General features: G+C 32.2%; 12 protein-coding genes. 3 read left to right on the top strand and 9 right to left on the bottom strand.

The features are described from left to right. The coding region (locus GA0061080_RS10705) for an MATE family efflux transporter (protein WP_091125377.1) at positions 1–987 on the top strand (987 nt) is incomplete at its 5' end. A gap of 64 nt (positions 988–1,051) precedes the next feature. Here the strand turns inward: GA0061080_RS10705 and GA0061080_RS10710 are convergent. From GA0061080_RS10710 to GA0061080_RS10745, 8 genes are all read right to left on the bottom strand, one after another. Continuing rightward, positions 1,052–1,945 (bottom strand): hypothetical protein, encoded by an 894-nt coding sequence (locus tag GA0061080_RS10710; protein WP_091125379.1) that lies wholly within the window; start codon positions 1,943–1,945, stop codon positions 1,052–1,054. A gap of 862 nt (positions 1,946–2,807) precedes the next feature. After that, a complete protein-coding gene (truC, locus tag GA0061080_RS10715; protein ID WP_091125384.1) occupies positions 2,808–3,515 on the bottom strand; it encodes a tRNA pseudouridine(65) synthase TruC in 708 nt (235 codons plus the stop codon). 23 nt (positions 3,516–3,538) lie between these two features. Further along, positions 3,539–4,357 (bottom strand): pyridoxal phosphatase, encoded by an 819-nt coding sequence (locus GA0061080_RS10720; RefSeq protein WP_091125388.1) that lies wholly within the window; start codon positions 4,355–4,357, stop codon positions 3,539–3,541. 65 nt (positions 4,358–4,422) lie between these two features. Continuing rightward, a complete protein-coding gene (recR, locus tag GA0061080_RS10725) occupies positions 4,423–5,028 on the bottom strand; it encodes a recombination mediator RecR (RefSeq protein ID WP_091125392.1) in 606 nt (201 codons plus the stop codon). Between the two features lie 210 nt (positions 5,029–5,238). Further along, positions 5,239–5,841 (bottom strand): glycerol-3-phosphate 1-O-acyltransferase PlsY, encoded by a 603-nt coding sequence (gene plsY / locus GA0061080_RS10730; protein ID WP_091125396.1) that lies wholly within the window; start codon positions 5,839–5,841, stop codon positions 5,239–5,241. A 179-nt stretch (positions 5,842–6,020) separates the two neighbouring features. Next, positions 6,021–8,861 carry an excinuclease ABC subunit UvrA gene (gene uvrA / locus GA0061080_RS10735; protein WP_091125412.1) on the bottom strand — a complete coding sequence of 947 codons (2,841 nt, stop codon included), beginning with the start codon at positions 8,859–8,861 and terminating at the stop codon, positions 6,021–6,023. Positions 8,862–9,094: 233 nt separating this feature from the next. Further along, positions 9,095–10,030, bottom strand: coding sequence for a 2-dehydro-3-deoxygluconokinase (gene kdgK, locus GA0061080_RS10740; RefSeq protein ID WP_091125399.1), 936 nt, complete (start codon positions 10,028–10,030; stop codon positions 9,095–9,097). A gap of 25 nt (positions 10,031–10,055) precedes the next feature. Then, positions 10,056–10,526, bottom strand: coding sequence for a NanQ anomerase/TabA/YiaL family protein (locus tag GA0061080_RS10745; RefSeq protein WP_091125403.1), 471 nt, complete (start codon positions 10,524–10,526; stop codon positions 10,056–10,058). Between the two features lie 214 nt (positions 10,527–10,740). Between GA0061080_RS10745 and GA0061080_RS10750 the strand changes: the two genes are divergently transcribed. Continuing rightward, positions 10,741–11,490 carry a glycosyltransferase family 25 protein gene (locus tag GA0061080_RS10750; protein WP_065560884.1) on the top strand — a complete coding sequence of 250 codons (750 nt, stop codon included), beginning with the start codon at positions 10,741–10,743 and terminating at the stop codon, positions 11,488–11,490. A 374-nt stretch (positions 11,491–11,864) separates the two neighbouring features. On the opposite strand, the gene GA0061080_RS10755 is transcribed toward GA0061080_RS10750, so the two are convergent. Then, positions 11,865–12,197, bottom strand: a complete 333-nt coding sequence (locus GA0061080_RS10755) for a DMT family transporter (RefSeq protein ID WP_091125407.1) — start codon at positions 12,195–12,197, stop codon at positions 11,865–11,867. A 949-nt stretch (positions 12,198–13,146) separates the two neighbouring features. On the opposite strand from GA0061080_RS10755, the gene GA0061080_RS10760 reads away from it, so the two are divergent. Beyond that, positions 13,147–13,329 carry a hypothetical protein gene (locus GA0061080_RS10760; RefSeq protein WP_091125410.1) on the top strand — a complete coding sequence of 61 codons (183 nt, stop codon included), beginning with the start codon at positions 13,147–13,149 and terminating at the stop codon, positions 13,327–13,329. Positions 13,330–13,449: the final 120 nt, after the last annotated feature.

Genomic DNA, 13,449 nt, shown 5'->3' on the forward strand with positions numbered 1-13,449 from the left:
CCTGTTAACCATGTTTATGCCAGAGAGTTTTTAGAGATTTTTTTACCCGGAAGTATCTTTTTAACCCTCACTTTTAACTACAATAATATGATGCGCGCAAGTGGTTACCCTTTTAAAGCCATGGTAACTATGTTTGTCAGTGTGATTGCCAATATTATCTTGGCACCTATTTTTATTATTGGCCTAGGTTGGGGAATGCGTGGGGCAGCGCTGGCAACGACGTTATCGATGATGATTAGCTTTGTATTTGTTATGCAACATTTTTTAAATAAAAATAGTAATATCAAGCTTTATCGACGTAATTTTAAATTAGACTTTTCAATTGCAAAATCGGTTATATCAATCGGTTTATCGCCTTTTTCAATGCAAATGGCGGCATCAATCGTTGTGGTATTTATTAACTGGCAACTTAATCGCTATGCGCCACTTGCTGGCGTATCTGGTGATGATTCCATTGCTGCTTTTTCTAATGCTAACCGGCTTATAACGTTAATTATTATGATTGTGATTGGTATCAACCAAGGTATGCAACCTATTATCGGTTATAATTATGGTGCTAAAAATTATGATCGCGTTAAAAAGACGTTCTTTTATGCTGTGAAAGTGGCAACGGTTGTAACTTCGCTCGGTTTTGTTCTTGGATTTTTTATTCCTGAAACGTTGGTGCGAGCATTTAGTTCAGAGGAAGATCTTGTTGCATTATCAGCCATTGCGTTACGTTTTACGACACTTTCGTTTATTTTTGTTGGCTTTCAAATGGTTACCACTAGTTTTTTCCAATGTATTGGTATGGCAAAAATTTCGATTTTATTGAGCCTTTCAAGACAAATTTTGCTTTTATTACCTGCCCTTTATATTCTGCCGTTATTTTTTGGCTTTGATGGTGTTTGGGCAGCAGCACCAACGGCCGATCTGTTATCAACTGGTACTGCTTGCCTTGTGCTTTATTGGTATTTTAAATCACTAAAAACAAGATATTCTAATTAAAATTATACATTTTATTTATATCGGCTAATAAAAAAGGGACTGCAGTCCCTTTTTTGTAGTATGTTTATTTTTGCGATTCAAAAAGTGCTTCAGTTTTGTTATCAATAAAAATAGCATCAACTAAAATAGGATCAGAAGCATCTTTTACTTCAAAACCTTTATCACCTTTTTTGAGTTGTTTTTTCTCAATAGTCAATATACTTTTTTGATGGCATTTTGGACATTGGCAATAAAAATAGAATAATGCATCTTGTTGTTCTATATTTGGATCTACATTATTGATAAGATCATCCTCATTTTTATAAAAAACAATATTACTCAATACATCTGCATAATTACCTTGTTGATTGTTAAGGATTTGAGACTCTAATGTAGAGTCACTAAATGAGCTCAACGTCGATTTAGAATACCAAGTTTGACAATTTTCACAAAAATAATCATTTATACATAACGCAAAGAAAGCAGGAATAAAAAAGATAGCCATCTCAATTAAATAAAGGATTATAAGAAAAATTCCAGATATCTGCCCTCGTGACATTTTACCTTTAGTAATAGTTATTTCACGGTAAGGAATGATATCATTCATCATAATATCAACCACTTTCCAAGGTGAAAAAAATAGTGAAGAGTTAAAATAATCCATTCCTAAGATAATGGTTTCAAAAGTTACAATACTAGAATAATAAGCAAATAAGCAGAGAAAAAACGTCATCAAAAAGTTGACTTTTACATTACGAATTTTGGCCAATTTAGTAAATTTACTAGAGATAAACGTTAAGATATAAGCCATACCGATTACTAAAGCAGCGTCAATAATAATCAATGGTGAATATGAAGATATAATCGAATATATAATACCTAGTACAATTGCAGCAATAATACCAATAAGCGTGAACACAATTGTTAATGCTAAATTAAATTTTTGCGAGAATTGATAATGATTCAAAGATGATTCCATAATTTTATCCCTTACTTTTATAATCAACCTTTCTTAACAGTCCAAATTATTATTAATAAAAAAATAATTTTATGATAATGATCAATTATCTATGATTTTTTATAAATAAAAAAATATGTTATTAGTGTTTGTAGTATTTTAATCAAAGTTTTTAAAATGTAAAGTTTTAGTAAATTTAAAGATATTTGTAGAAAAACGCCGAGTTGTTTATACTTCATGATTAAAATAATCCTCTAAAAATCATAAGGCGTTTTCCCTGAAATCGCTTTATGTGGTTTAACGGTATAATAAAATTAATCAAACGTTTAAGCTTTTGTTTTCACTCTTTTGAATCGCTAAATATTGGCTGATTATGCCGCATCTCAATTCAAAGTTGGTATCACATTTTCGGCTTTTCCACTGGTTTATGGGAAGGTGATTTTTGCTTGATATACCGGTTATCGCACAGTTTATCTAAAAAAATCAATATATTATAACTTTTGTGAAAAAGTTTCAGGAGTGTACTACGTTTATGTATAAAAAGCATAAAAATCAAATAGATACAAACAGGTAAATATTCTTTGGTTTGTTGCTTGGTTTGATTTTTAAGTAACGGCAAACTTTAGGTATCAGCCTGTCGCATTTCGCTTAGATAAGTTTTGTTATCGCCTTTAGCTTGTCGCCTTAATTTATTTTCAATGGACTTTTCAAGTTTAAACAGATATTAATACTCAGCTAATCGTTTTATAACGTTTATTCTTACTGCTTAAAGGGAAAACTCTAATCGGGTTTTGTTTAGCATGTTTTAAATAGTCGGACAACCATAAAGCGTTTAGCCAAATTAGTAACAATTATTTTATTTATAATAAAGTTGCCATAATTCTTATTTAAAATTGATAAGAATATCTTGCCAATTTTGGTCTAATTTAGCTTCAATCGTTATTATTTTATTGTCGATGGGATGGGTAATTTCTAGTTTACTGGCATGTAACATTAGTCGTTTGATATTAAAATAAGCCACAAATGCACGATTTTGATGTAAATCACCATGCTTACTATCGCCCAATATCGGATGAAAGATATGTTTCATATGACGACGTAATTGATGCTTACGCCCTGTTTGTGGTTTTAATTCTATAAAACTGTATCTTGCAGTATCAAACTTACCAACTTTAATTGGAACTTCGATTTTGCTAATAGATTTGTAAAATGTGACTGCATCTTGTTCTGGTTTGTTCTTATTAGAAAATTTATCTGCGATTCTATCTAGTTCTTCAACTAAAGGGTAATCAATCACAGATTCCCCTTCAAGATAACCACGCACTATTGCATGATACGTTTTTTCAATTTTTTTTGTCGCAAATTGCTCTGACATCATTCTTGCAACATCACTAGAAAGGGCAAACAGTAAAACACCTGACGTTGGTCTATCTAGCCTATGTATAGGGAAGACATGTTGACCGATTTGATCACGCAATGTTTGCATCACAACAACGGTTTCATTTTTATCTAACCAACTGCGATGCACAAGCCAACCAGATGGTTTGTTAATGGCAATTAAGTCATCATCTTGATAAAGAATTTCAAACATAGAATATTTATTAAATATATCAATTATAAAAAGAGTTCTTCAAGCTCTTTAGCTATACTAGGGCCATTATTATCGCCAATGGCATAATTTGCTTTGGCTTTCACTTCATCATCAGCATTACCCATCGCAATCCCTAATCCTGCAATAGATAACATACTTATGTCATTATAACTATCACCAAAAGCGACTATTTCGCTTAAATCAATATTTTCATGCTCTGCCCAATGCGTTAAACCATTTCCTTTAGTATTATCTTTAACCGCAACATCTGCTCGATTTGACCAAGACCATTCACACGAGAACACACCTAAGGAATCAACTGCATTTGAAAATTGTTGTAAAGCAGGTATATTATGACTACTTGTTGCAAATTTAAAAATAGCGTCAGATTGCTCAATAACTTTTTCAAAATCATCCACTTTTTTAATTTCAGGTTGCAAAAACTCAGGCAATGATTTAACCCACTTAAAAAAGCTTTCTAGATGATCATCTAACAATTCATAAGTCATCATTTTATCAGTATAAATTAATGTATGAATACCATATTGATTGACAAGATTTAGTAGCATTCGAGCCTGATCTTTCGTCATTGGTTTAGCGGAAAAAGCGTTTTGTTTCTCAAAATCATAGAGATAAGATCCATTACAACAAATTGCGGGGGTTGATAATTTGAGTTGATAATAATAAGGATAAATTACGGAATGATGCCGCCCTGAAACTAAAATAACTTTCACTCCTTTAGCAGTAATTTTTTCAATGACCGCTATTGTTTCTGGTAAAATTAAACGATTGCTGCCTAACAACGTACCATCCATATCAAAGGCTACGGCTTTATACTTCATATAATACCTCTTTTCATTTCTGATCTTAGCTATAAAGACGGCTAAGTACTAAAACTTCAATAAAATTATAATTCAATTTTTTGACGACCAACAAACGAATGCGATAAGGTGGTACCATCTACCATTTCGAGTTCACCACCAACTGGAACACCATGAGCTATTCTTGTTGCTGTTACATTAAACTCAGCACACATTTGCGCAATATAATTAGCTGTTGCATCACCTTCGACGGTGGGATTAGTGGCTAAAATAACTTCGCTGATCGATTCCGAGGATAGTTTTTTTTTCAATAAATCAAGACCTATATCACTAGGACCAATACCATCTAAAGGTGATAAATGCCCTAATAATACAAAATAGCGACCACTATACTGCCCAGTTTGTTCAATGGCCACTATATCTGCTGGAGTTTCAACCACACAAAGCTGCTTACTACTTTGACGACGAGTATTGGCGCAAATAGTACAGGTTTCTTGTTCGGTAAAAGTTCGGCATTCCTTGCAATGGCCGATATTTATCATTGCTTCATGTAGATCATGAGCTAATTTAATGCCACCTTGTCGATTTCGTTGTAATAAATGAAAGGCCATTCGTTGCGCCGATTTTGGACCAACGCCCGGTAAACAACGCAATGCTTCCATAAGTGATTCTAATAATGGGCTTATTTGCATGAATTATTTGGTTTCCACATATTTGAGTTTTAAGATAATAATACCTTTTTTAAAAAATCTATCAAACAAGAATTATTCTATTATTTAATTAACTAACGATAAAATCAAAAAGATTACATAAAATAAGTAGGTAGGATGCTTTATAACGTACAATCTATTTTATAAAAGATATATTAAAATATATAACATTATTATGTATAAATTTTTAGGCTATCTTTTGTTCTTGCTACGATGATAACTTTTTGGTTCTTCACCTTTAAAAAGGCGCATAATGTTATTATTATGGCGAAGAATAATCAAACACGAAAGCATTGCAACCGGTAAAGTAAGCTCAGGTTTGAATAACCAAACATAAAATGGTGCCATAAGAAAACCAATAATTGCAGCTACCGAAGAATATCCTGTTATTAGTAAAGTAAGTAACCAAGTTAAAATAAAGCAAACTGTAAAATCAAACCCAATTGGAGCCATCATACCTAACGCAGTTGCAACTCCTTTTCCTCCACGAAAATGAAAAAAACAGGGGAAAATATGTCCTAAACAAGCAAAAATACCAATAATACCTAAAAAGAAAGGTGTAATACCAAGCCGATATGAAATATAAACAGGAATTGTACCTTTTAACATATCAAAGATTAAAACAAAAATGGCTGGTAATTTGCCATTGAGTCGTAAAATATTGGTTGCTCCAGGATTGTGAGATCCATGTTCTGAAGGATTAGGTAAATGCATGATGCGACTAATGATCATTGCACCAGAAAGCGAGCCCAAAATATAGGCGACTATGATCATCAATACAATTAGCAATGTCAAAATACAACCCCTTTCATCAACCAAACCATGCTGATAATTACACTTAAGAATCTTACCAAACTCGTTATAAATTCAGTTTCTGTCTATTTTCAGTACTTATCTAACTATAATATAAATTAAAGCATATAAAAAGACTGGGCATTGCTCCTCGCCCGTTCTTTATATGCTAATTAATAATCCTAAACTACTTTTTGTTTTTCCAATAACGGTTTTAAATATTTTCCAGTGAAGGAATGTTTAGATTTCGCAACCTCTTCTGGCGTCCCTTCGGCAATAATTTCTCCCCCACCATTACCACCTTCTGGTCCTAAGTCCACAATCCAGTCTGCTGTTTTAACTACATCCAAATTATGCTCGATAACAACGATAGTATTGCCTTTATCTCGTAATGAATGTAATTGCGTTAGTAATTGTTTCACATCAGCAAAATGTAGCCCAGTTGTTGGTTCATCTAAGATATACAAAGTGCGACCAGTATCTCGCTTAGATAATTCTTTTGCGAGTTTTACTCGTTGCGCTTCACCACCCGATAATGTTGTTGCTGACTGTCCAATAGTAATATAAGAAAGCCCAACATCAATCAATGTTTGCAGTTTGCGTGCTATCATTGGCACGGCATCGAAAAACTCGCGACCTTCTTCAACTGTCATATTTAAAATTTCGTTAATAGATTTTCCTTTATATTTGATCTCTAAGGTCTCACGGTTATAACGGGCACCATGACACTGATCACAAGGAACATAAATATCAGGCAAAAAGTGCATTTCAACTTTGATTAAACCATCACCTTGACAGGCTTCACAGCGTCCTCCTTTAACATTAAAACTAAAGCGCCCTGGATTGTAGCCTCGAGCTCGAGATTCCGGTACACCAGCATAAAGTTCACGGATAGAAGTAAAAAATCCTGTATAAGTTGCTGGATTAGAACGTGGCGTACGTCCAATTGGGCTTTGGTCAATCGCAATTACTTTATCAAAATGGTTAAGTCCTTTGATTGCTTTATATGGTGCTATTTCAGTTTTTTCTGCACCATTGAGTTCGTTTTGGGCAAGGGGATATAAGGTATCATTAATTAAGGTTGATTTTCCTGAGCCCGATACACCAGTAATACATGTAAATAAGCCAACTGGAATATTTAATGTAACATCTTTAAGATTATTGCCGGTTGCACCAATAAGAGATAACATTTTTTTCTTATCGACTTTGGTGCGAATAGTCGGTATTTCAATTTTTTCTTTACCAGATAAATATTTTCCTGTTAAAGATGTTTTACATGCCATTATTTGTTTGGGTGTTCCCTGAGCAACAACTTCACCACCATGAACCCCTGCCCCTGGACCAATATCAATCACATAATCAGCAGCCATAATAGCTTCTTCATCATGTTCAACGACTATAACAGTATTACCTAAATCACGTAAATGCGTTAAAGTGTCAATCAAACGAGTATTATCTCGCTGATGTAAACCAATAGAAGGTTCATCAAGCACATACATCACGCCAACAAGCCCTGCACCAATTTGGCTTGCTAATCGAATACGTTGTGCTTCACCACCTGATAATGTTTCAGCGGATCTTGAAAGCGTTAAATAGTTAAGTCCAACGTTAATCAAAAATTGTAAACGATCGTTGATCTCTTTCAAGATTTTTTCTGCAATTTGAGCTCGTTGCCCTGTCAATGTCAATTTATCAAAAAAATCCTTGGCTTGTTGCGTACTTAAATCACTAATTGTTGGTAAATTTGTATCATTAATAAACACATTTCTTGCTGCCGTACATAACCTAGAACCACCACAACAAGGACAAGGTCGATGGCTAATATATTTTGCTAGCTCTTCACGGATAGTTTGTGATTCAGTTTCTTTATACCGACGAGCTAAATTATTAATAATCCCTTCAAACGGATGTTTACGCTTAACCACATCACCACGATCGTTTGAATAAACAAACTGAATTTCGGTCTTACCTGAACCATTTAATAAAATATCTTTTATTTTTTCAGGTAATTTTTCATATGGTTTATCAATGTCAAACTTATAATGATCCGCTAATGATTTTAGCATCTGGAAATAGTAAAAATTGCGACGATCCCAACCTTTAATCGCACCAGCAGCTAATGAAACTTCTGGCATCTGTACAATACGTTTTTGATCAAAATATTGTTGCACACCCAAGCCATCACACTCTGGGCACGCACCAGCGGGATTATTGAACGAGAATAATCTCGGCTCTAATTCAGAAATACTGTAACCACAAATAGGACAGGCAAAATTAGCCGAAAACAAATATTCTTCAGCTTGTGGATCATCCAAATTGGCTACTTTAACAATACCATTAGTGATCGAAAGAACTGTTTCAATCGACTCTGCTAAACGAAGTTTTAAGTCGTCACGAATACGAAAACGATCAACAACAACCTCAATGGTATGCTTTTTTTGCAATTCAAGAATTGGGGGATCAGAAAGATCATATACATCGCCATCCACTCGTACCCGAATATAACCACTAGCAGCAAGTTGCTCGAACAATTTAACAAACTCCCCTTTACGTTCAGTAACCACAGGGGCAAGTAGCATATAACGGTTGTCAGTCGGTAACGCCATGATACTATCGACCATCTGCGATATCGTTTGAGCAGCTAACGGTAAATGATGATTTGGACAACGAGGTTCTCCAATTCGAGCAAAAAGCAAACGTAAGTAATCATAAATTTCAGTGATAGTCCCAACTGTCGAACGAGGGTTATGCGAAGTTGATTTTTGCTCGATCGAAATTGCAGGTGATAATCCTTCAATATGATCTACATCAGGTTTTTCCATCAATGATAAAAACTGACGAGCATACGCCGACAACGATTCAACATAGCGTCGTTGCCCTTCGGCATATAAAGTATCAAATGCTAACGAAGATTTACCTGATCCAGAAAGACCTGTAATAACAACTAATTTATCTCTTGGAATAGTTACATTAATGTTTTTTAGATTGTGCGTTCTCGCACCACGAATATCGATATCTTTGATTGACATAGATCTCTTCTTTGTTGTGTTTTTAAACAAAATGGATAGAAAATTAACTGTATATTATACCAGTAATATTTGATTAAATATACAACTATATAGCTGAATATACTACTTGGCTAATTTTATACTAAAACACTGTGTTACCTGAAACTTTTTGACAAAAAATAAATTAAAAATATTTATCTTTACAGCAGAAAAAACGGTCATTAATGACCGTCATTCGTTGATTTAATTTAGTATATCAATTTTGGGGTCGCATCAACTGGAATAATTGCGCCGCGATATTGTATAACCGTGCCAGCCACCAAGTGCCCCTGTAATGCTGACTGAGAAGGATTCCTTCCACTTAAACGAGCCCCAAGATAACCTGCACTAAATGAATCACCAGCGGCTGTAGTATCAATCACTTTATCTTTAGCGATTTTATTAGCAGGAACTTCAAAACGACCATCAACAGAATCGATAATACAGCTATCACTGCCACGTTTAATAACAATTTCAGTTACGCCAAATTGTTTTGTACGCTCAATAACTTGCTCATAAGGTAGCTTACCCCATAATAAATCTTCGTCATCTAATGTTAAAAATGCAATATCTGTAAAACCAAGAATATCAGCATAAACACTACGAGCCAAATCAAGACTACTCCATAAACGTGGACGAAAATTATTATCAAAAATAACTTTACCACCATTAGCTTTAACACATTTTAAAAGATCTAATAATTTAAGGATACTTTCAGCATCTAAAATCGCAATACTAATACCACTTAAATACACATAATCACACAATGCAATTTGCTGCGTTATTTTATCTGTGTCTGCTGTTTTTAACCAAAATTTAGCAGCCGCATCATTACGCCAATAATAAAAAGAACGCTCACCTTTCTCATCGGTCACGATAGAATAAAGGCCCGGCATCTTATCTGACATTTTTTGCACTAAATCAGTTTGAATATTTTCTTTTTGCCAGCTATCTAACATCTCTTGACTAAAAGGATCGATACCAAGCCCAGTTACATAATGTATTGAAAAATCATTATCTTTTAGTAAACGAGACAAATAAACCGATGTATTAAGCGTATCACCACCAAAACCACGTGTAGTCGAATCTTGTTTCATCGACAATTCAATCATACATTCGCCAATAACAGCTATTTTTGTAGTCATAATATACCTATCATCCTTAATCTTTTTATAAATAATCTAACGCAATTTTTATCACAACTTTTCGAACTGTTTCGATCTTATTATCAATTGCACAAAGCGGTTTATGCACTTCATTAGGTAAAAACACGATAAAATCATTTGGGTGTAATATCAACAAGGTTTCTTCTTTTGGTGTTTCAATAAAAGCAATATCATTTTCTGCTAATTTATTATCTAACACTTTTGTATATGGCGGTAACGTGTTTACTGCCATACCCTCTTGCCCAACTAAAACAATCTGAACGTCAATATATTTTTCGTGATATTCCGGATTAGCATCGTGAATATGTCGCGATGTACTATCAGATACCATAAAAAACATATTATCACCATCAATATCGTAACGCCCAACAGGCGTATTATTATTGACATTATCTTTAATATATTCAATTGATTGTTTAATTTTTTCGGGTAAATAAGGAACTAACCCTAAATGATTAATATTACCTAAAATCATACCAAATGATCCTTAAAAATATTGCTGAAAATTAATACTAATAACCAAATTAGTTGTAACTAACTTATACTATGATAAAGCTAATTAAATTGATAAAGAGTATATACATAAGTCACTTATTTTTGTAGATTATTTTTTAATAAGTTATTTATAAATTTTTATGTTCTAATTCACATGATATACTTTAAAAATAATTATAAGGAAAATAAATAAAATGAAAATTTTTATAATAAATTTGGAAAAAGAATCTAAAAAGAGAGAAAAGATAAAAAATGAATGTGAGAAATTAAAACTAAACTTTGAACTTTACAATGCTGTGGATGGTAATAGCTTATCTGACTCATTTATTCATAACACAGTCTACGATTATCCCAATAACTTTCTAACTAAAGCCGAAATAGGCTGTGCACTAAGTCATATAAATATATATAAAAAAATCATACAAGATAATTTACCTTATGCTTTAATTCTTGAGGATGATGCTGTATTAGATAATAAATTACCTGATTTTTTAAATAGTTTTAAAACTAAAAATACTAAAAAAGGTATTTTCTTGCTGACTGCCGATTTTCACTATCTCGTTAACAAAAAATTTAACCTAGATAATTTTGAACTTTTTGAAGTAACAAAAGCAGTTAGAGCTAATGGCTATATTATAACCAATGAAGCAGCAAAAAAGTTAATTAAATTTTTATTTCCTATTCGTTATGAAGCAGATATGTTTAAAATAATTAAAGCATGTACTGGGGTCAAATTATATGCAACATTGCCTTGTCTTATAAGTACCAACGACAAGAACCTTTTAAATTCATCAATACAAGCGGAGAGAACACCACTAATCAAGCAACGTTCAGAGTATAGAAAAAAACTTTTTAAAAAAGATAAGAAAAAAAGAATGATAGCATTATGGGTTAAAAAACAATTTATTAGTAGATTTGAAAAAACTAATTATTATACGGATTAAATATTCTCTCCCTCTTTTTTAAAGGACAATAAAAATAATACAATTTTACAAGCTAGGAACAAAATAATTAATTATAGAAATTAAATGAAAGAGATATAACGCTCTCACTTTTTAAAGTCAAATGACACCAACAGCGATATAAAAATAAAAATCAAATAAAATTAACACTCTACCGAGTGGTTTTTTTGACTATTGTAATAATTAAAAAAGAAATCTCAAATCGATTAGATCAATATTTTTAAGTCAATTAAAAGACAATAGTGTGGATTAACTAAGATTACTACTATTTCGGTTGTTAATAACAGATATAAAAAATGGAATTATTAAATTTTAAAATTACGCCTGTAAGATTAACATGTAGGTGACGCTATTAATCAATGTCCTGATACTTTCGAAAATAAATTAATAATCACAACACCAAACATAATAAACCCCATACCAATTAATGCTGCTAGATCCAAAGTTTGTTTTAGGAAGATCCATGCAATTAAGCTTATTAACACAATTCCAATTCCAGACCAGATAGCATAAGCAATACCTACGGGAATGGTTTTTAATGCTAATGAAAGTAAATAAAACGAAGCACTATAACCTACAATGGTAATGATGGAATAGATAAGGTTGGTAAATCCATCAGATAGTTTCAATGATGAAGTTGCAATAACTTCACAAATAATTGCAAAAAAAAGTAATAAATATGAGTTCATCTTAATACCTATAATAATTAAATAAAAAACTGGCTGCCTAAAATTAATATTGAAATTTTAGAACAATTAATCTCTAATTAACTGTAAAACGTTAATAGATAAAACAATATTTTATTGCCTTATTTTGATATCATTAATTATGATCGAAAGGTAAAGATAGATAGCTATTAACGCTTGAAAAAGAGAATCTTTATAATAGTTTAGGCTTTTAATTTAAAAATAAATTATTAATTATCTATAAATAAAAACAATGCCATATACCGAAACATATCCGCCATTTCTATATAACAACCATTATTATACCTAAAATAAAGCACTGAGTAGTACCTTTTTAGTTTTATATAATTCCTTACTTATTGATGTACCTATCTTTCTAACTAGATAAAACTACTTTCTAGTTCTATTTTCTCTGATAAAAATAGAGACAATACTTTTACCGTATCATAAGTTAGTTTATTACTAGCCAACTTACTCCCCAAAATTTGTATATTTTTATGCAGAATCATATCAAGATTATATTCGTATACAAAACATATACAAATGTATACTCACTTTAGCACAAATTAATGAAAAGTGATTCCTTCGCTAAAACCTATGTTTTATATGATTTTTTATGACCGGATATAGTCCAAAATAAGAGGAATGGTGGGTTGTGAGGGGATCGAACCCGCGACCAATTGATTAAGAGTGACATGTATTATTTTATAGTATGCTTTTAATTTATTATAAATCAAAAAGATAATAGGTTATCCAAACCGATAGCTGTGTATTTATTCACTATTTTTTAGTTTATTTTACATTATCTACGGCACAAATATGTCACAAACATTCTTGTGATCTGCTCTCTATAATTTCACATCAAAATACAATCAATATAAAATACCCCAAATAAATACACTTTTCGCTTATCATGATAACAATAAACTACACACTACCAATTTACATACGTATGACACCCGAAGATTTCGAAAATGAAATCGCGGGCGAGTGCTACATTATCAACAGCGACGACGAGCACAATTATGTGTTCTATCAAACAGCAAAAACACTATACGATATTGCCGATTTTGTGATGTTAGAAGACGCTGTTGAGTATTGTTGGTTGAAGATTGATAGTGTTTTACTAATGTAACTCTCCCCTAAAATAGTACAGCAAAAAGTAGAAAATTCTCTATGATAAAAGTAAAGGGTATTTAATTATGAAAAAAATGACTGAACATCAAATCGTCGCTATTTTAAAAGAAGCTGAAGC

Origin of the sequence: Gilliamella intestini, from assembly GCF_900094935.1 — a bacterium.
In the GTDB taxonomy this organism is placed as follows: domain Bacteria; phylum Pseudomonadota; class Gammaproteobacteria; order Enterobacterales; family Orbaceae; genus Gilliamella; species Gilliamella intestini.